Here is a 20677-nt window from a genome sequence, read left to right on the forward strand (position 1 = left end):
GGTAAATCCGCCAGGAGGTTTTTCACCTATTTATATAACTTTTTCAGCGTGCAAAGTATACTACTTACTGTATATCCATCCTAAATATCATCCATCATCAATTTAGCTGCTCCGCAGATACCCGCGTCATTCCCAAGTTTTGCCAGCACAAATTTCACATTTTTATTTGCAAAGAAGGCATGTTCTCTGTATGGTCCCTCAATGAATGAGATTAGTATTTCTCCTGCCTTTGACACTCCGCCGCCAAGCACAATCACTGCCGGATCTGTCACCGCCGCGAGATTTGCCAGTCCCCATCCCAAATATTCTCCAAACTGAACCGCAATCTCTTTTGCCGCTTCATCCCCTGCTTTTACCGCATCAAATACCTCTTTTGCGGAAAGTGTTTTCTCACGCAGCACTGTATGTTTCTCAAATGTCTGTAGTTTCTGTTTCGCCAGACGCACGATTCCGGTAGCTGAAGCGTACTGCTCCAGGCATCCATGATTTCCACAGCCGCAGCTATCTGTCTCGCTGTAATTCACACAGATATGTCCTATTTCTCCGCCGGCTCCATGTGCTCCTGTCAATATCTTCCCATTTACAATGACTCCGCCGCCTACTCCAGTTCCCAGCGTTACCATGATAAGGTTTTCTTCCCCTTCTCCGCCGCCTTTCCACATTTCTCCCAGGGCTGCCACATTCGCATCATTTCCAGCTTTTACTTTCAGGCATGTCAGTCCTTCCAGCTCTTTCTTCACTTCCTTATACTTCCACCCCAGGTTTGCGCTTCCATTGACGACTCCGTCTTCTGTCACAGGAGCAGGCACACCTACCCCAATTCCTAAGATTTCCGCTTTCTGTATGCAGCGTTCTTCCATTTTCTTCAAGACTGCTTCCGAGATGTCAGGAAGAATCGCCTCACCTTCATTTTCTGTGCGGGATACAATTTCCCACTTATCCAGGATCGTCCCGTCTTCTTGTAAAAGCCCTATTTTTACTGTAGTTCCGCCGATATCTACTCCGAAACAATATCTCATGTCTGCTCTCCTATCTTTTTTTTGCCAGATTTTCCTGCACACGTTTATACAGCTCCTGTGCGGCATTGTAACCCATCTGTTTCTGTCTGTGGTTGACTGCCGCAGATTCTACGATAATAGCAAGATTCCTGCCCGGGCGAATTGGGATGCTGTGGCATACTACTCTGTTCCCAAGAAATTCCGTGTAATTTTCTTCCAGTCCCAGGCGGTCATATTCTTTTTCTCTGCTCCAATCCTCCAGTGTAATCACCAGATCAATGTTCTGTGTCTCCCTTACACTTTGAACACCGAACATAGATTTCACGTCCACAATTCCAATTCCCCTCAATTCAATGAAATGCCTTGTAATATCAGGAGCAGAACCTACCAGAGTATCATCGCTTACCTTGCGGATCTCAACCACATCGTCTGTGACAAGACGGTGCCCTCTTTTAATCAATTCGAGCGCCGCTTCACTTTTTCCAATTCCGCTTTCTCCCATAATCAAAACCCCTACGCCGTAAACATCTACTAATACGCCATGAATAGAAATACAGGGAGCCAGTTTTACATTCATCCACCGGATAATCTCTGCCATAAAATCAGAGGTCTGCTTGGATGTTGTCAAAATCGGGGTATCTTTCCTTTCTGCTTTCCTTAGCAGCTCCTCATCTGGTTCCAGATTCCGGCTGAAAACAATACATGGAATCTGATGAGAAAGCAATTCCTCATACATCCTGTTCTTCTTTTCTTCTGTCAACGTCTGTAAATATGTGTATTCTACATACCCAATTATCTGTACACGATCTGAATCAAAATGGTCAAAATATCCCGCAAGCTGCAATGCTGGACGGTTAATATCAGGTACGTGCACCTCCTTATCTGACAGACTCACTTCTGGAGTAAGATTCTTCAAATCCATCTTTTCGGCAATTTCGCTCAATTTAATACCTTGTCCCATCACTCTCTCCTTTCTGACGCTGCCCCTCGTTTGGGGCGGCTCCTCGCGCTCAGTTCGGCTTTGCTTTGCTTCATCTCACTGTTCGTTGTACTCTCATAGAATCCGGACGGCACCGCCATGTCTGCTCCGCAGCCGGTCGTTGTCTTCCCGATTCTGCGCTCGTCGCTATGCGTTCATTATATCATTTATGAAAAAAATTGTATACGGATTCTGCGGCTTTTTCATTCATAGAAGGAATGGCAGCAAGCTCCTCTTTCTTCGCGCCCCGAATAGCGTCCAGACTCATATAATGCCGTATCAGCGCCTTTCTTCTGGCGGGGCCGATCCCTTCAATATCGTCCAGTATAGAATGTACCTGTCCCTTTCCTCTTAACTGACGGTGAAATTCAATCGCAAATCGGTGCGCTTCATCCTGAATCCTTGTAATCAGCTTAAAGCCTTCTGAAGATTTGTCAATCGGTATTTCTTCATTATGATAATACAGCCCTCTTGTTCTGTGATAATCATCTTTTACCATCCCGCAGACAGGAATATGCAGATGCAGGCTCTCCAATACCTCTAACGCAATATTAACCTGACCTTTTCCTCCATCCATCAATATCAAATCTGGAAATACTGTAAAATTCCCAAGCTCTTTATTTTCTCTGCGTTCTTTCAATCCATGTGTAAATCTGCGGGTCAGCACTTCCCGCATGCTTCCATAATCATCTGCTCCCTGAATCCCTTTTATCTTAAACTTCCTATAATCATTACGCTTCGGTCTGCCTCTTTCATATACAATCATAGAGCCGACCGATTCAAACCCATTCGTATTGGAAATATCAAACGCCTCCATCCGACTGATACTGTCTAATCCCAACAATGCCGCAATCTCCTTCACAGCGCCGATAGTTCTTCCTTCTTCCCGTTTCAGCCTTTCCTTATCTTTATCCAAAACAAGGCGCGCATTATTTGCTGCCAGTTCAACGAGCTTTTCTTTCGTGCCCTTTTTTGGAATCCGGATAGAAAGCTTCTGCCCTCTTTTTGCGCTTAACCATTCCTCTATCAATTCTTTGTCCTCTATCTCTTCGGGCAGCATCAATTCCCCTGGAATGAAAGGCGTTCCTGCATAATATTGTTTAATAAAGCTGTCTAAAATGCTGCCTTTCTCTTCTCCTTTTGAAATCCTGAGATAGAAATGCTCTCTTCCTATAAGGCGTCCTCCTCGGATAAAAAATACCTGTACTACTGCGTCTTCTTCCTCTGTGGCGACTGCGAGAATGTCTCTGTCCTCCCCGCTGCTGTCTGTGATTTTTTGCTTCTGTGCTATCTTTTTTACACTATTTATGAGCTCTCTGTATTCAATCGCCTTTTCAAATTCCAGCTCCTCTGAAGCCATATGCATCTTTTCTTCCAGTTCTTTTAATACGCCTTCATAATTTCCATTTAGAAAACGGATGACTTCGCTTATCGACTTTCCATATTCCTCCGGCGTAATATACCCCTGGCACGGAGCGTCGCACTGCTTAATATGATAGTTCAGACAGGGACGCTCTTTCCCTGTATCCTTAGGCAAATTCCGATTACAGCTTCGGACATGGTACAGCCTGTGCAGCAAATCGAGCGTATCTCTTACAGCCTGTGTGCTGGAATACGGCCCAAAATACTTTGCCTTATCCTTCTGCATTCTCCGCGCCAGCATGACTCTGGGATACGTCTCATTTATCGTCACTTTAATAAATGGATACGCCTTGTCATCCATCAGCATCGTATTATATTTCGGTCGATGCTCTTTAATCAGATTACATTCCAGAACCAGCGCCTCCAGCTCCGAATCGGTCACGATATACTCAAACCTGCGTATATGCGTCACCATTTGTTCGATCTTAACCCCTTTATTTCTGCTGCTCTGAAAATATTGACGCACCCGATTCTTCAGGCTAATCGCCTTTCCTACATATATAATATTGTCTCTCTCGTCATGCATAATGTAGACGCCCGGTTTTCCCGGCAGTTTCTTTAATTCTTCTTCGATGTTAAAATTAGTATTTTCCATGTTTTTTATTATACTTTCTTTTTCTTTTCAAGACAAGAACTGCTGCGAGAAAAAGGCATAGCCTATCTTTCTTCAGCTATGCCGTATATTCCTCTATATATTCGCAGACTTCATTGTGATTCTTCCTTCCTGTTCTGTCTCTTCTTTATCTTCCGTCTGCATTTTGTTTTCCTCTGGTTCTTCAATTCCTTTTACTTCGCGGAAAATCTGCATAAATTCCTTACCGGTGATTGTCTCTTTTTCTATAAGGAAGTCTGCGATCTTATCCAACGCATCCCTGTTTTCTCTGAGCAGCCTTTTTGCCTCCTCATATGCAGCCTTCAGCATTTTCATCACTTCTGCATCTATCTCGGCGGCTGTAGCATCTCCACAGTTTAAGACTGGTCTGCCGTCTAAATATCGGTTCTGTATAGATTCTAGGCCAATTAAGCCGAATTTCTCTGACATACCGTACTGTGTTATCATTGCCCTTGCAATCTTTGTCGCCTTCTCAATGTCATTGGAGGCACCTGTCGTCACCGTATCGAATACAATCTCTTCTGCCGCACGGCCTCCGAGAGATACAACTAACATCGCCTCCAGTTCTTTCTTCGTGTTAAGAAATTTTTCTTCCTCCGGAGTCTGCATCACATATCCCAGCGCTCCCATTGTTCTGGGCACAATTGTAATTTTCTGTACCGGTTCTGTATTCTTTTGCAGCGCTGTCACAAGTGCATGTCCAACCTCGTGATAGGACACAATCCGACGTTCTTCTTTGCTCATAATACGGTCTTTCTTTTCTTTGCCTACTAAAACAACCTCTACTGCTTCAAAGAGATCCTTCTGGCTGACTACTTGTCGTCCATGCTTTACCGCATTGATCGCCGCTTCATTAATCATATTTGCCAAATCAGAACCCACCGCTCCAGATGTCGCCAGTGCAATCGCCTCTAAATCTACTGTCTCATCCATCTTTACATCCTTCGCATGTACTTTCAGTACATCGATTCTGCCCTTTAAATCTGGCTTGTCTACAATAATACGCCTGTCAAAACGTCCCGGACGCAGAAGCGCAGGATCCAGGACTTCCGGACGGTTCGTCGCCGCCAGGAGAAGCAGGCCTTTGTTCGTATCAAATCCGTCCATCTCTGCCAAAAGCTGGTTCAAGGTCTGCTCTCTTTCATCATTGCCACCCATCATTGTATCTCGCGTCTTACCGATCGCATCAATCTCGTCAATAAATACAATACAGGGTGCCATCTGCTGTGCCTGTTTAAATAAGTCGCGGACTCTGGACGCGCCTACTCCTACATACATCTCTACGAATGCCGAGCCTGACAGGGAAAAAAACGGAACCTTTGCCTCTCCGGCAACCGCTTTTGCAAGCAGCGTCTTTCCTGTTCCCGGAGGCCCTACCAAAAGTGCACCCTTTGGCAGCTTTGCTCCAATTCCGGTATATTTTCCTGGATTATGCAGAAAATCCACTACTTCCTGAAGAGATTCTTTTGCCTCGTCTTGTCCTGCCACATCCTGGAACGTCACACCGGTTTCTTTTTCCACATAGACCTTTGCATTACTCTTGCCAATTCCCATCATGCCACCGCCTTTGGATACGCGGCGCATCAAGAAATTAAAGAGAACAACGAGCATCAAAATTGGTATCACCAAAGTAATAAAAAGCTCGAACAGCATCGAAGAAAGGGTATCTGGAATTTTGGCGCTGAATTTTACACCTGCTTTTTCCAGGCGTTCCGTCAACCCTTCATCATTTACCACACCTGTGTAATAGTCCGGATCCTTTTGCCTGTTTTCACTTCCTCTTACGCTTTCCTCCAGTTGATTAACCAGATTACCTGTTCCATTGTCTTTTTGTGCTTCTTCCTTCTTTGTCTCTTCCTTTAGTGTGATATAAATTCTGGAAGTGTCGATTGTGACTTCTTCTACTTTTTTGTCATCCACCAGTTCCAAAAATTTATCATAACTGATTTCCTCTGGATTATTATCCTGCATCAGCGAATACAACCCCAGTACTATAAAAGTGACCAGCAGTGTCGTGACGAGAATAACGCCCCAACCCTGCCGGTTATTCTTGGGATTTTTATTATTATTCTGATTGTCCATTCTTTGCCTCCTAAATACAACTAAAGCAGGGAAAGAACAACGTATGTCCCTTCTGCTGCAACGCTATTATCATTATAAATACAGGCCACTCATAAATCAATAAAAAGATTATGAAAATATTGTAAAACCATACTATTTTATAGTATACTGGTTACGAAATATGTCATGGATTGGGGAATAGAAAAATGAAAATTGGTTTTGATAATGAAAAATATCTGAAAATGCAGTCTGAACATATCCGTCATCGGATTGACCAGTTTGACAACAAGCTGTACCTGGAATTCGGAGGCAAGCTCTTCGACGACTACCACGCTTCCAGAGTACTTCCTGGTTTTGCCCCGGACAGCAAGCTGCTTCTTTTAAAGCAGTTAAGTGATCAGGCGGAAATTGTTATCGCTATCAGTGCGAAAGATATAGAAAAAAATAAAATACGTGGTGATCTTGGAATTACGTATGATTCCGATGTGCTGCGTCTGATGGACTCCTACAAAGATCAGGGACTGTACGTAAGCAGCGTCGTTATTACCCAGTTTTCCGGTCAGGACGGAGCTGTCTTATTTAAAAACCATCTGGAAAACCTGGGAATCTCTGTTTATCTGCATTATAATATAAACGGGTATCCTTCCAATATTCCGCTGATTGTCAGCGATGAAGGCTATGGCAAAAATGAGTATATAAAGACAACTCGTCCTCTCGTCATTGTCACAGCACCGGGACCTGGAAGCGGCAAAATGGCAACCTGCCTTTCCCAGCTCTATCACGAGCATAAACGCGGAATCCATGCGGGCTATGCCAAATTCGAAACATTTCCTATATGGAATCTGCCTCTCAAGCATCCGGTCAATCTTGCCTATGAGGCGGCAACCGCTGACTTAAATGATGTCAACATGATCGATCCTTTTCATCTGGAAGCTTACGGGGAAACGACCGTCAATTACAACCGCGATGTAGAAATATTTCCTGTATTGAATACCATGTTTGAAAAAATTTATGGTAAAAGTCCTTATAAGTCACCTACCGATATGGGGGTCAATATGGCAGGGAATTGTATCTGTGACGACGCAGTCTGCCGGGAAGCCTCCTGTCAGGAGATTATCCGCCGTTACTATACCTCTTTAAATTCCTTACTCAAGGGAGCCAGTACAGAGGAAGAGGCACAGAAAATCGAACTGCTGATGAACCAGGCAGGCATTAACATACAGGATCGCAAAGTCGTAGGGGCAGCACTAAAACGTGCAAAAGAAACCGGCGGCCCTGCCGCGGCAATGGAGCTGGATGACGGAAGAATTATCACCGGCAAAACGACTAACCTATTAGGAGCTTCCGCCGCTCTCCTGTTAAATGTTTTAAAAGAGCTTGCCGGGCTGGATCATGAACTCCATATTATCTCTCCGGAATCCATCGAACCGATCCAGAAGCTGAAAGTAGACTACTTGAAAAGCAAAAATCCCAGACTCCACACAGATGAAGTCCTGATTGCGCTGTCCACCAGCGCTGCACTGAGTACGGATGCACGTCTTGCCTTAAGACAGCTTCCTAAATTAAACGGCTGTCAGGCACATACTTCGGTCATGCTCTCTGATGTGGACATTAAAATTTTCAAGAAACTTGGTGTTCAGCTTACCTGTGAAGCGATCTACGAGACGGATCAGATATATCATTAAAAAGAATACTTTCTGTTGATTGACACTTCTCTTTTTACAGGGATCATTACAGGGAGACATGTGACTCGTCGATTCACATGTCTCCCTGTTTATAACTCTCTATTCACCAACAGTCCTCATAAGCTTCGCCTACATTATGTTACCGTCTGTGCTTTACATGCTTTTGCTGTTTCTTTTTCAGAAAAAGGCCCACAGCAGTGCCGAGCAGTCCCACGCTCATAAAAGTAACATACAGAACCAGAGGATTCCTTTCATCACCGGTTCCGGGTATATCCGATTTACCCGGCTCACCCGGATCTTCGTCATCCTCCCAGTCAGTTCCTGCGGCATGGCCGGCAGACGGAATCTTGACTATTTTTTCATCCGTATAGATTGTTCCTCCAAACGTCACGCTTGCAGTGAAAACCGTTTTGCCGTCCTCCGTGCAGGTCGGTTGTGTCGTCCGACTGGTTATGCTTACTTCCGGAGTCTGAATATGGTTCGCATCATTCTTGCAAATGAAAGCTGCCGTTGCTGTTTTTCCGTCATCCGACCAGTTCCAGACAGGTCCGCCCCAGGCATGGCCTATGGCTTCCACTACTGTCCCCTCCTCGTCGGTCTCCGTCTTGCCGTCTGCATCAAGAAAATAGTTCCTGCAATCCGCACAGCGCCAATACGCAGCATTGCCATCCTCTTCGCAGGCAGGCGCTTTCGCTTCAACATAATCGGTCAGGCTATGCACATCTTCTTTTATCTTATCCCCTGGCCAATTGTTGTCTGCTATGTAACCGGAAGCCGTACATGGCACATGAATAGCAGTGAGCGCATCACACCTTAGGAACACATATACACCTCCCAGGCTGGGAGCCGTTCTGCTTTTAAAGGTCATACTGGTCAGATTATTGCAGTCCGCAAATGCATACTCCCCAATGGCAGTGACGCTGGACGGAATTTCTATGCTCTTTAAGCCGCTGGAACTAAATGCATTGTTTACAATAGTGGTGAGCCGGCTGTCATCTGCAAAAGTTACGGTCTCCAGGTTATCGCAATCCGTAAATGCATACTCCCCAATGGTGGTGACACTGGACGGGATTTTTATGCTCTTTAAGCCGCTGTTCCTAAATGCATTGTTTACAATAGTGGTGAGCCGGCTGTCATCTGCAAAAGTTACGGTCTCCAGGTTATCGCAATCCCTAAATGCATACTCCCCAATGGCAGTGACACTGGACGGGATTTTTATGCTCTTTAAGCCGCTGGAACTAAATGCATTGTTTACAATAGTGGTGAGCCGGCTGTCATCTGCAAAAGTCACGGTCTCCAAGGAAGAAGTATTTAGAAATGCCTCCTTCTCAATGGTGGTGACGCTGGACGGGATTTCTATACTTTTTAATCCGCTGGCTTGAAACGCATATTTTCCAATGGTGGTGAGCTGGCTGTCATCTGCAAAAATTACAGTCTCCAGGTTATCGCAGAGAAAAAATGCAAAGCTTCCAATGGTAGTGACACTGGCTGGAATTTCTATGCTATTTAATCCGCTGGAACTAAATGCTCTTTCTCCAATGGCGATGACTGGCTTGCCGTTTATCCCGCCCGGAATTATAACGCTTGTTTCGTTTCCGTTATAACCGGTTATCGTTACGCTCGCGCCGTCTTCTACATATTTCCAGCCCTCGGCTGTGGTTCTTTCCGCTGCAAGTACTGTTACGGGCGCTATTGCCAGGCACATCACACAGCAGAACAGCAGGCTTAACAATATTTTGCCCCTTTTGACTATCATACTATCTCTTTTCCTTTCTACTGTTATAACAAGTTACGAATCGTAATAGAGGAAAGTTTCCTTTCCAACTCGTTGTGCAAGACACATCCAGAACCAACCTCACACAGACATTGGATTGTTTCTGGACCGAAAAAAGGCGCGTCCCGTCCGTGATAATCCCTGCACGGGCGCAACGCGCCTATTTTTGCGAATATATAAAAAAGGACCGACTTTATCTGTCTGTCTGTCTGTCTGTCTGTCTGTCTGTCTGTCTGTCTGTCTGTCTGTCTGTCTGTCTGTCTGTCTGTCTGTCCAATTATGAACGGCTTTGGCATAAAAGTCAACTCCCTTTCTGTCAATTTTGCACACATTTTGTGAAACACCTTTATTATATCAGATTCGTGTGAAATATACCAGCTTTCATTTTGTCATTCCTGTGCCTGCCGTTTGATTTCCTGTTCTGCAAACAGCGCTTCTGCCACTCTCCTCATATGCCTGAAAAGCAAAAATCCCAGACTCCACACAGATGAAGTTCTGATTGTGCTGTACATCAGCGCCGCACTGAGTACGGATGCACGTCTTGCTTATTTCCTTGTCTTTCTCTTTTTTTCCATTATAAATTCTATCAGCTTCCATGCCGCCCATCCTGAAAAAATCCCAATCAACGTTCCTGCCATCACATCCGTAGGATAATGTACGCCTACATATAATCTGGACAACGCTATAAGCCCGGCAAAAACAAGCGCACAGATACCATATTTCCCGGGTATTGTTCTATACAGTGCTGTCGCCCCGGCAAATGCCGCACAGGCATGTCCTGAAGGGAACGAAAAATCATGTTGGCGTTCAATCAGCAGATGGAGTCCTTCGATCACTTCATAGGGACGTATTCGTCCTGTTACATTTTTGAGAATCACATTCGTTATAACCGCGCCAAATATAAGAGCAAGTAAAACCGCAGCCCCTGCCTTCCTGGTTCTTTTAAAAATCAAAAGCAGCACGCCTATTAATATCCAAATAAATCCGCTGTCTCCTAAATGAGTCACTGTACTCCAAAATCCATTCATCCAGTCCCTGCGAAGATATTCCTGTATAAACAGAAGAATATTTTCGTCTATCTGTATTAATACTTCCATCTTACTTCCTCACTGTTCAAAATTTCCTATGTCACTGTATCTGGCGTCTGATTTCTTGTTCTGTGAACAACGCTTCCACCGCCTCCTCATATGCATGAAAATATACAGATTTTTTTATCTTTTTTGCATACTTTTTTGAATCTGTAAATAAAGGAGCAAGATATGTCCACAGCTCCTTCATTTTAAAAAGTACCGTTTTTTCTCCGAACAAGACTTCCTGATAATTTGTATATATCTGATCGTGGAATTGCCTTAGCTCCTCTTTATCCAGATATTTTCCTCCCTGCACTTCCCGCATTAGCGAGGGATTCATAAGAATACCCCTGCCGCACATCATACACTCTAACTCTGGAAACTGCTTTCTTATTCTCCGTACATCCTCCTTAGTAAAAACATCTCCATTATAGCATATTTTATTCTGCCTTTCTGTCCATGCTTTTTCAAATGCCGCTATATCCGGCTTATTTCTGTAAAAATCTCTCTGCACTCTCGGATGTATAATCAGCTCTTCCATAGGATATTGATTGTAAATTTTAAGAAGCTCTGCAAATTCTTCTGAAGTTTCTACTCCAAGTCTTGTTTTAATAGAAATTTTCAGCGGGCAGCTGCAAAAAATCCGTTCCAAAAACTGCTGAAGCTTCTCCGGAAATCCCAAAAATCCAGCTCCCCTCCCTTTTGTCACCACAGTGCGGGAAGGACAGCCTAAATTTAAATTCACTTCTTCATATCCATATTCTGCTAAACGTTTTGCAGTACTTAAAAAATCTTCTGCGGAATTTGTAAGTATCTGCGGAACCGCATACATTCCCTCATTATGTTCAGGAAGAAGATCCTGCTTCTCCCTCGCACTGAAATGCCCTTTCTGATTCGGGCTGATAAACGGAATAAAATATTTGTCAAATCCTCCAAAACAGTCATGTACCGCATTCCTGAATATATACCCTGTAATCCCCTCCAGCGGAGCCAGATAAAATTGCATCTTATTCTCCTTTCCTAAACGGGAAATATGTTCCGCCGTCTAGTTTCTTCATCAAAATACATGCCACCACAGCAGCCAGCAATTCTGCCGCCGGAAAGCTTATCCAGATTCCCGCCGCCCCGATAAAACCGGACAGTGCAAACCCCAGAGGCAGAATAATAACCAACTGCCTGAGTAAAGAGATAATAAGAGACTGTATTCCTTTTCCAACCGCCTCAAATACACCGCATGCGATAATTCCTACAGAAGATACTAAAAACCCTAAGGATATCAGTCGAAGCGCCAGTGTACCGGCGCTTAAAAGCTCTGCGTCTGCCTGGAACATTCCCAGAATCATTTTCGGGAATCCTAAAGATAAAATCGTGCCAATGAGCATGAGCACTGCCGCTGCAAAGAGACTGTAACGAATCGTCGTCTTTACCCTCTTAATTTTTCCAGCGCCATAGTTATAGCCAATAATCGGCCGCATTCCCTGCACAATTCCATTTGCCGGCATGTAGATAAATGTCTGGAGCTTGAAATAAATGCCGAGTACCGCCACATATACTTCTGACATACCCGCTAAAATTCCATTGAGCCCTCCTACTAAAATGGACGGCATTGTCATCATCAAAGAGGACGGAATGCCTACCGCATAAATCTGTTTGATCAATTTCCGGTCAAATCGTATGTACTTAGGATGGATCACAACGCCAGGGTTCTTTTTCAGATATACAATAATATAAAGCAAAAAGGCACTGATCTGCCCAATCACTGTGGCGACTGCTGCGCCCTTAACACCCATTTCAGGAAAGCCGAACATTCCAAAAATCAGAATCGGGTCCAGAATAATATTGATAATGCAGCCAGCGCCTAGAAGAAACATCGTTGTTTTCATGGCTCCTACACCCTGATAGATTTTTTCCATCGCTACTTGTAAAAGTGCCCCGAATGAGACGCACAGCACAATATATGTATAGTCACACGCTTGTGCAAATACCGCTTCCTCCTGTGTGAAAAGACTTAAAAATGGTTTTGTAATTAGTATTCCCGCAATCACGAACAGAATACAGTGAATCCCCGTAAGCAATATCCCCATTGTCGCGGCCTGATTTGCTCTCTGCTGGTTTTTTTCACCCAGGCTGATAGACAGGACAGAACTAATACCTACTCCTATCCCAACTGCAACAGAAACTACAATATTCTGAAGAGGGTATGCCAGAGAAACTGCCGTAAGTGCCTGCGTCCCCAGCCTTGACACATAGATACTGTCTACAATATTATACAGAGACTGTACCAGCATCGAGAGCATCATTGGGAGAGACATTCCCATCAAAAGCGGAAATATGTCTTTCGTACCCATTTTATTGTGATCTTCTTCTTTTTTTATCTCTGCTGCCATATCTATCCACTCCTTTACCTCAACAGAGTACAAAATTCCTGAATCATAACAAAGTGGGCAAGCCCACTTCAACTCCCCCGCCCCTCACTCTCTTGAGGGACTTGTCCACTTTGCGCGCCGCCGCAATACCGCAAAGCGGTAAAATTTCCTTATTGCGGCGTGCGCAGTCTCCGCTGCCGCTTCGGTCGGTGCTAAACGCGTGCCACTGGCACGCAGCACCCCGCCCGAAGGGCTTTTTATATAATAGGAAATTTATCAAAATTTCCTATTATATAAAAAACCATGTAGTCTTTGTTTTCCCATAAAACAAACAGGCTACATGGAATGATATTGGTATTGCCGACCCTGTATATTCTCTTTTCTTCCATTGCAATTCTTTTTTCAACCTATGGTAGGATAGCATACAGCCCCTTCCCTGTCAAGTCTCCGTTGTTTTTTACTTCATCTGCCCTCTTTCCTCTCGCCAAAAACTCCGGCTGCTTGTACATTTTATCTATTTATGCTAAGATTGTTGTGGTTTCTCAAAGTTTCCGGCTTTTTGCCGTACGGAAGTCAAATATCCATGCTGGCCTGGCCGCCTGGCTCGTTGCCCGCGGGAATGAAAAGAAAGGAGAATTCTATTGCATACGTTAAAATGTTTTATAAAATATTACAGTCCTTACAAGATTGTATTCTTCATTGATTTATTCTGCGCTGCTATGATTAGCTTTGTAGATCTGGCATATCCGCAGATCCTCCGTACACTGACAAATACTCTGTTTACAGAAAGCCGCGCCGTAATATTAAAAGCTCTAGTACCGATTGCACTTGCCCTGTTTCTAATGTACGTAGTCCAGAGTCTCTGTAAATATTACGTAAGCTATCAAGGGCATATGATGGGGGCTCATATGGAAAGAGATATGCGCCAGCAGCTCTTTGAGCACTATGAGCGCCTTTCTTTTTCTTACTACGATCAGCACAATTCCGGGCAGATGATGAGTAAGCTTGTATCCGACCTGTTCGATATTTCCGAATTTGCACATCACGGGCCAGAGAATTTATTTATCTCTTTAATAAAAATCGTTGGTTCTTTTATCTTCCTGTTTCTTATTAACTGGCGGCTTGCTATTCCACTCCTATTTTTAGTTTTGTGTATGTTTCTGTTTTCTTTCAGTCAGAATAAACGCATGCAGGCAACCTTTATGGAAAACCGACGTAAAATTGGAGACGTCAACGCCAGTCTACAGGACACATTAGCAGGCATCCGGGTGGTACAGTCTTTTGCCAATGAGGAAATCGAGCGTAAAAAATTTCGGAAAAGCAACCACGGTTTCCTTATATCCAAGCGTGCAAACTATAGCTGTATGGGCAGCTTTATGGGATGGAATCTATTCTTCCAGGGTATGATGTATCTCGTCACCCTTGTATTCGGAGGGTATCTGATTGCAAAAGGACAGATGCACGCTGCTGATCTCGCAATGTACGCACTTTATATAGGTATATTTATCAATCCCATCCAAATCCTGGTAGAGCTTACAGAAATGATGCAGAAGGGTCTGTCTGGATTCCGCCGTTTCTTAGATGTTATCGAAACACAGCCTGACATTCAGGATGCAGAGGATGCACAGCCCCTCGACAATGTGCTCGGCAGAGTTTCCTACGAGGATGTTTCTTTTCATTATAGTGATGATGATACGGCCGTATTATCCCACGTATCGTTTCAGATCCCTGCCGGAAAATCCATCGCTTTAGTCGGCCCCTCTGGAAGTGGAAAGACAACGATCTGCTCTCTTCTCCCTCGTTTTTATGACGTATCCGGCGGACGGATCACCATTGACGGAAAGGATGTGCGGACTTTGACACTTAAAAGCCTGCGCGATCAAATCGGAATTGTACAGCAGGATGTATATCTGTTTTGCGGAACCATCAAAGAAAATATCGCATATGGAAAACCGGAGGCTTCTATGGAAGAGATCATTGCCGCGGCAAAAAAGGCGAATATCCATGGCTTTATTGAAGAACTCCCAGATGGATATGATACATTTGTCGGGGAACGAGGCACCCGTCTCTCTGGTGGTCAGAAGCAGCGTATCTCCATTGCACGTGTTTTCTTAAAGAATCCGCCAATCCTTATCTTAGATGAAGCAACCAGCGCTCTGGACAATGAAAGCGAACGCTTTATTCAGCAAAGTTTGGAAGAACTTGCTAAAAACAGAACTACGATCACTATTGCCCACCGTCTCTCTACCATTAAGCATGCGGATGAAATTATTGTCATTACAGAAGACGGCATAGCAGAACGTGGAACGCATGAAACCCTACTAAAAAAAGACGGTATTTACGCGCATTACTACAATATGTAATCTCGGTTTAAAACCAGAAGATATCCTATATAGAAAAGTACCAAAAGCACCCCCTGCCCTCTGGCTGTCTTTTTCTTTAAGACTGCCGGAAGGCACAGTGTCACTAAAACCAAAGCCACAAAAGGCAAATCCAGACGCATAACTGTATCTGGATAATGGATCGGATGTATAAGGGAGGACAGACCTCCGACCAGAACAAAATTCAGAATATCTGCACCGATAATATTTCCAAGAGACAGCGCCGCATGTCTCTTTTTTATTGCTATAAGGGAAGTAATCAATTCCGGCAGCGAGGTACCTGCCGCCACAAATACCAGTGCAATCACGACTTCCGGAACCCCTAGCCTGTGTGCAAGCTGAGGCCCTGTATCCACCAGCACAGAAGCTCCTATATAAATCAATACTGCTTCCATTACAACCCGTATCCAGTCACTTGTCTGAAATGGTTCCTCTAAGAATGTCTCCTCCTGCTTTGTCATTCGTTTTTTTATATTCCACAGGTAATATATACAGAGTCCAAAAAGTACTACTCCCGAGACACCAGGCAGCCCTCCAAATAGAAATCCGCTGACAGCATAGATAAGAAAAGCTGCTGATAGAATCCCTGCATTCCATATCAGATTTTGTCTCTCGCCTTCCTTTATCTCCATGGGACGAAGAAGCAGCAGAATTCCAGCAATCATTCCCGTATTGCACAATATGGAGCCAAGTGCATTTCCCAGCGCCATATCCGGTAATCCTTTAAAGGAAGCAGTCACTGAAAATAATACCTCTGGAAGTGTTGTGCCAAGACTGACAATCGTCGCTCCTATCAGTACCTCCGGTACATGGAAATGTTTTGCTATCCGAACTGCACTGTCCACAAACAGACTGCTGCCCCACACCAAAAACACCATTCCCATAATAAACAGTAATACTTCAGAACCTAAACCTGTCACATTTTCACCCCCTCCACTGATTATATGATTCCAGCGATAGTTTTATGTCAAATATATATTTTCAGAATATAGTAGTGAAAAAGGCATATTGGTTATGATTGATATTTTTCTGCTTGCCCCTACGCTCTGTCTGGACACATTCATCGCATGTACTGCATATGGAACTGGCGGTATCAAATTTTCCTGGAAACAGATTCTGCTCCTAAATGGAGTCTGTTCGTCTTTCCTTGGCGTCTCTCTTTTATTTGGAAGGCTCATTGATTACTGGGTTCCGGAAAGCTTTACAAAAGGAGTCTGTTTCTTTACACTTCTTTTTCTGGGAATTCTTAAGCTTACTGATTCCAGTATACGCGGTTATTTAAAAGCACATAAACAAATGCATAAGGATATCCATTTTACCCTTTCCAGCCTGCATTTTATTATCAATATTTATGGAAATCCGATAGAGGCAGACCGTGACTACAACAAAACACTTTCTTGGAAAGAGACCTTTTTCTTCTCTCTTGCCATGTCCCTGGATAGTCTGGTAATTGGCACAATGGCTGCATTTATGAAGCTGTCTGTACCGCTGACAGTTCTGTGTACATTTCTGTTTGGAGAAACAGCCGCCCATACAGGGCTCCTGATCGGCCGCAAGATTGGAGAAAAATTCCGCTTGGATCTCTCCTTTGTCGCAGGTATTTTTCTTGTCATCCTCGCATTTACAAAGCTCTGAATCTATAAAAAGCAGGCAGGATATTCCTTTTTAAGAAATATCCTGCCCCTGTCTGTAAGCCCCCGCCTGTCCTTTTACCCTTCTAAAGCTGCTGCTACTTTTTTCAGCTCCTCCCGAATAGAAATATGCTGCGGACAGACCTTCTCACATTTTCCACACGCAATACATGCGGACGCTTTCTTCCAGCCATGCCCATCTGTATTCCACGTATATTTGTTCCTCGCTCCGCCTAAATCTCCATACATACTGTAAATATTATATGCCTGGAAGGAACCATAGATTGCGATATGCTGCGGGCAGCCTTTCATACAGTATGCACACGCTGTACATGGCACCTTCGGAAAGGCGTTAAAAATCTCTCGCGCTGTTTCTACTGTCTTTTGTTCCTCTGTTGTCAGTGGCTGAAACTCTTTCATATAAGAAAGGTTATCTTCCATCTGCTCCATATTAGACATACCAGATAATACCGTAATCACTCCATCCAGCGATGCTGCAAAGCGAATCGCCCAGGAGGACGGAGATGCCTTTGGATTTGCCTGCCTTAAAACCTCTGTCACTTCTTTTGGTGGATTCGCCAGAGTGCCGCCTTTGACTGGTTCCATAATAATGATCGGTTTTTGGTGTTTTCGTGCCACTTCATAACACTTTTGTGACTCAATTGTCGGATCCTCCCAGTCGGCATAGTTGATCTGTAACTGTACAAATTCCATTTCTGGATGGGCAGTCAATATTTCATCCAGCACCTCTGCCTTGTCATGCATAGAAAATCCGAGATGCTTAATCAGCCCCTCTTTTTTCTTCTCTGCCAGAAAGTTCCAAATATCGTAATCATCAAAAAAGTGGGTTCTCTGTTCTCCTAAATTATGTAATAAATAGAAGTCAAAATACCCTGCTCCTGTGCGCTCAAGAGAGGTATAAAACATCTGTTCTGCTTCTTCTCTGTTCTTCGCCCCTGCCCATGCCGGAAGCTTTGTCGCAAGCATAAACTTTTCACGCGGATACCTGTCCACCAGTGCTTTTTTGATTGCTTTTTCTGATTCTCCGTTATTGTATCCATACGCCGTGTCGAAATAATAGAATCCTTCTTCTAAAAATCTGTCTACCATTGCTTTTGTCTGCTCTATATCAATGGCATTGTCTTTCATTGGCAGACGCATCAGTCCAAACCCCAGCTTCGGAATCTTTTCTCCGAGATATTGTTCCATAAAATCCACTCCTTTCCTTCTTCCTTTATTATAAACTCTGGAGCCAGCTCCATGTCAATTCATTTTTACATTCAAAAAACATTCCTCATCGTGAGAAAAAATCACGCCCACTGCCTGCATATACGCGTAGATAATCGTTGTACCTACAAATTTCATTCCACGTCTTTTCAAATCTTTAGATACTGCATCGGACAAAGGAGAGCTTGACTTTCCCATTTCATAAATCACCTCTCCGTTCGTCCAATGCCAGAGATAATCGGAAAAGCTACCGTATTCCTCCTGTAGTCTGCGAAACACCTTCGCATTATTTACAGCGGCCTGAATTTTCAGACGGTTTCGTATAATCTCTGGATTCTCTATAAGACTTGCTATCTTCTTCTCGTCATAAGTACAAACCGTCTCTAAGTCGAAATCATCGAATGCTTTCCGAAACGCCTCCCGTTTATTCAATACACACTCCCATGACAGTCCTGCCTGAAAAGATTCCAGTACCAGCATTTCAAACAATTTGTGATCGTCATATACCGGAACGCCCCATTCAGCATCATGGTAGTGTATATACTTTTCATTTTTAGGGTTCGCCCACCAGCATCTTGACTTTCCATCTTTCCATCTCATCATATATCTTCTTTCTCCCTGTAATATGTTTTCCTCAGTTAGATTCAAAGGTTCCTTTGTCTCTTCATCATTATAACCACCGGTGCTTCTACTTTCAACTAGCCTCTGAAAAACTCCTCTGTCAAAGCGCTTTCGTATCTCTTCTAAACTTAAATTTTTCTAACTTCCTCAAGCATTTTCTAGGCCATACAGACTGTGCATCATACAGCCGCAATCTTAATTCTCTCTTTTCCTCTGCAATATATGTGATTGTACCTCAAAACCGTACTTTCCTTCTGTATATTCCTGTATCATTCTATAGTTCACACACTCTCTTGGTTTATACACCGCAGAACTCTTCACGGTCTTATCAAGTGGTACCTCGTTTTCTCTCCACACCAAACTCCACTTTTATATTAATTATGCCACCAGGATTTCATGGGACAAAAGCATGATACTTTCCACATGCACCGTCTGGCAAAATTGATCTACAGCCACGCATTTTTCTACTTTATATCCCTTCGCCTGTATCATTTCCAGATCTCTTGCCAGACTAGTCACCTTACAGGATATATATACAATCTTTTCTACCCCGTAATCTAATATTTTCGGCAGTGTCTTTGGATGAATCCCATCTCTTGGTGGATCCAGTACAATGACATCCGGCTTTTCTTCGATTTCATCCAGTACCTTAAATACATCTCCTGCTATAAATTTACAATTGGACAGCCCATTATGCGCCGCATTCTCCCGCGCCGCTTCCACCGCTTCTCTGACAATCTCTACGCCGATCACCTTTTTTGCCACAGGCGCGAGAAGCTGCGCGATTGTCCCGGTTCCACTGAATAAGTCAAACACTGTCATATCCTGAATATCCCCGATATACTCTCGTACCGTACTGTATAAGACTTCCGCAGCCTTTGAATTTGGCTGGAAAAATGAAAACGGCGTTACTTTAAATTCTAAGTTCAGCAGCTTCTCATAGAAATACTCCTGTCCATATAAAACCCTTGTCTCATCACTCTGCACTACATCTGAAAGTGAATCATTCACAATGTGCAGAATCCCGACAATCCGCCCTTTTAATTCCAGTTCCAAAAGTGCTTGGACAAGAGGCTGCAGATCTAATTCCTCCTGTGACGTCGTCACTAAATTTACCAGAATCTCCTGCGTATACTCTCCCCTACGCAATAGAAGATGCCTTAGATAACCTATATGCTGCATTTTTTTGTAATAGCTCGTTTTCTTCTCTTTAAAATATGCAAGCACGCATGACAGAATTTTTGTCATATCCTCATGTACCAGTTTACAGTCTGAAGCAGTCAGCACATCATAGGTGCTTCCCTTTTTATGCAACCCCAGAGACAGCGGGCCGTCTTTATATTCATCCCCAAAGGAAAACTCCATCTTATTGCGGTATGCAAACTCCTGCGGAGATGGTTTTATTCCTTCAAAACACCAATCCCCTTTTACAGCGTCATCCAGAATTTCTTTTACCTGTCCCGCCTTCATCTTAAGCTGCTCGTCATAGGACATTGTCTGATACATGCATCCCCCACATTCTGGGAAAATACTACAGACTGGCTCTCTTGTTTCTAAAGGAGATTTTTTCAGCACCTCCAGAAGTCTTCCCTCTGGATTTCCCCGCTTAAATTTATGGATACAAAACTTGATTTTCTGTCCCGACATCGTATTCTTTACGATTACACATTTTTCTTCCTCCGGTATAGAAACGATTCCCTTGTTGGGAAATTCTACCTTCTCAACAGTTCCTTCTAATACTTGTCCTTTTTTCATAGCCTGATGTTCCCTCTTTTATATATTCTACTTCGTTACCTTCTCTTTACAAGAGCACTTACGGTCGATAAAGAGTAAATTTTGCGTCCTGTTG

At 43.7% G+C, this 20677-nt stretch carries 16 protein-coding genes and 1 pseudogene; 4 read left to right on the forward strand and 13 right to left on the reverse strand.

The features are described 5' to 3' along the window. Positions 1 to 80: 80 nt before the first annotated feature. From H8S37_RS06040 to ftsH, 4 genes are all read right to left on the reverse strand, one after another. Entirely contained in the window at positions 81 to 1019 is a 939-nt protein-coding gene (locus H8S37_RS06040) for an ROK family glucokinase (RefSeq protein WP_186875102.1), read from the reverse strand. A 10-nt stretch (positions 1020 to 1029) separates the two neighbouring features. Further along, entirely contained in the window at positions 1030 to 1959 is a 930-nt protein-coding gene (gene hprK / locus H8S37_RS06045; RefSeq protein WP_186875103.1) for an HPr(Ser) kinase/phosphatase, read from the reverse strand. Between the two features lie 181 nt (positions 1960 to 2140). Beyond that, on the reverse strand, positions 2141 to 3994 hold the full coding sequence (gene uvrC, locus H8S37_RS06050) for an excinuclease ABC subunit UvrC (RefSeq protein WP_186875104.1): 1854 nt from the start codon (positions 3992 to 3994) through the stop codon (positions 2141 to 2143). A 93-nt stretch (positions 3995 to 4087) separates the two neighbouring features. Then, the gene (gene ftsH / locus H8S37_RS06055; protein WP_186875105.1) at positions 4088 to 6094 is read right to left on the reverse strand and encodes an ATP-dependent zinc metalloprotease FtsH; all 2007 of its coding nucleotides are present in this window, start codon (positions 6092 to 6094) and stop codon (positions 4088 to 4090) included. Between the two features lie 185 nt (positions 6095 to 6279). Between ftsH and H8S37_RS06060 the strand changes: the two genes are divergently transcribed. Further along, the gene (locus H8S37_RS06060) at positions 6280 to 7758 is read left to right on the forward strand and encodes a DUF1846 domain-containing protein (RefSeq protein WP_186875106.1); all 1479 of its coding nucleotides are present in this window, start codon (positions 6280 to 6282) and stop codon (positions 7756 to 7758) included. Positions 7759 to 7897: 139 nt separating this feature from the next. On the opposite strand, the gene H8S37_RS06065 is transcribed toward H8S37_RS06060, so the two are convergent. Both H8S37_RS06065 and H8S37_RS06070 read right to left on the reverse strand, forming a co-directional pair. Beyond that, on the reverse strand, positions 7898 to 9514 hold the full coding sequence (locus tag H8S37_RS06065; protein WP_186875107.1) for a leucine-rich repeat domain-containing protein: 1617 nt from the start codon (positions 9512 to 9514) through the stop codon (positions 7898 to 7900). A 23-nt stretch (positions 9515 to 9537) separates the two neighbouring features. Further along, entirely contained in the window at positions 9538 to 9864 is a 327-nt protein-coding gene (locus H8S37_RS06070) for a hypothetical protein (RefSeq protein WP_186875108.1), read from the reverse strand. Positions 9865 to 9988: 124 nt separating this feature from the next. Between H8S37_RS06070 and H8S37_RS17715 the strand changes: the two are divergent. Further along, a pseudogene (locus H8S37_RS17715) lies at positions 9989 to 10078 on the forward strand (DUF1846 family C-terminal domain-containing protein); the annotation flags it as partial. Here the strand turns inward: H8S37_RS17715 and H8S37_RS06080 are convergent. From H8S37_RS06080 to H8S37_RS06090, 3 genes are read right to left on the reverse strand one after another with little or no spacing between them, the layout of a single operon-like run. Then, positions 10078 to 10629 (reverse strand): phosphatase PAP2 family protein, encoded by a 552-nt coding sequence (locus H8S37_RS06080; protein ID WP_186875109.1) that lies wholly within the window; start codon positions 10627 to 10629, stop codon positions 10078 to 10080. The pseudogene H8S37_RS17715 and the gene H8S37_RS06080 sit on opposite strands and share 1 nt — an antisense overlap. A 31-nt stretch (positions 10630 to 10660) precedes the next feature. Next, positions 10661 to 11608 carry a tRNA dihydrouridine synthase gene (locus H8S37_RS06085; protein ID WP_186875110.1) on the reverse strand — a complete coding sequence of 316 codons (948 nt, stop codon included), beginning with the start codon at positions 11606 to 11608 and terminating at the stop codon, positions 10661 to 10663. A gap of 1 nt (position 11609) precedes the next feature. Continuing rightward, positions 11610 to 12989 carry an MATE family efflux transporter gene (locus tag H8S37_RS06090; RefSeq protein ID WP_186875111.1) on the reverse strand — a complete coding sequence of 460 codons (1380 nt, stop codon included), beginning with the start codon at positions 12987 to 12989 and terminating at the stop codon, positions 11610 to 11612. A gap of 620 nt (positions 12990 to 13609) precedes the next feature. Here H8S37_RS06090 and H8S37_RS06095 point away from each other — a divergent pair. Beyond that, on the forward strand, positions 13610 to 15331 hold the full coding sequence (locus tag H8S37_RS06095; RefSeq protein WP_186875112.1) for an ABC transporter ATP-binding protein: 1722 nt from the start codon (positions 13610 to 13612) through the stop codon (positions 15329 to 15331). Here the strand turns inward: H8S37_RS06095 and H8S37_RS06100 are convergent. Continuing rightward, on the reverse strand, positions 15319 to 16269 hold the full coding sequence (locus H8S37_RS06100; protein WP_330604864.1) for a calcium/sodium antiporter: 951 nt from the start codon (positions 16267 to 16269) through the stop codon (positions 15319 to 15321). The two genes, H8S37_RS06095 and H8S37_RS06100, sit on opposite strands and share 13 nt — an antisense overlap. A 94-nt stretch (positions 16270 to 16363) precedes the next feature. Between H8S37_RS06100 and H8S37_RS06105 the strand changes: the two genes are divergently transcribed. Beyond that, on the forward strand, positions 16364 to 16984 hold the full coding sequence (locus tag H8S37_RS06105; RefSeq protein ID WP_186875113.1) for a manganese efflux pump: 621 nt from the start codon (positions 16364 to 16366) through the stop codon (positions 16982 to 16984). Positions 16985 to 17058: 74 nt separating this feature from the next. Here the strand turns inward: H8S37_RS06105 and H8S37_RS06110 are convergent, their stop codons facing one another. The 3 genes from H8S37_RS06110 to rlmD all read right to left on the reverse strand — a co-directional run bounded on the left by H8S37_RS06110 (position 17059) and on the right by rlmD (position 20583). Further along, entirely contained in the window at positions 17059 to 18189 is a 1131-nt protein-coding gene (locus tag H8S37_RS06110; RefSeq protein WP_186875114.1) for an aldo/keto reductase, read from the reverse strand. Positions 18190 to 18243: 54 nt separating this feature from the next. Beyond that, positions 18244 to 18807: a DNA-3-methyladenine glycosylase I gene (locus tag H8S37_RS06115; RefSeq protein ID WP_186875787.1), complete on the reverse strand. Its 564-nt coding sequence runs from the start codon at positions 18805 to 18807 to the stop codon at positions 18244 to 18246. Positions 18808 to 19206: 399 nt separating this feature from the next. After that, positions 19207 to 20583, reverse strand: coding sequence for a 23S rRNA (uracil(1939)-C(5))-methyltransferase RlmD (gene rlmD, locus H8S37_RS06120; RefSeq protein ID WP_186875115.1), 1377 nt, complete (start codon positions 20581 to 20583; stop codon positions 19207 to 19209). Positions 20584 to 20677: the final 94 nt, after the last annotated feature.

This window comes from Mediterraneibacter hominis, assembly GCF_014287475.1.
In the GTDB taxonomy this organism is placed as follows: domain Bacteria; phylum Bacillota; class Clostridia; order Lachnospirales; family Lachnospiraceae; genus Mediterraneibacter; species Mediterraneibacter hominis.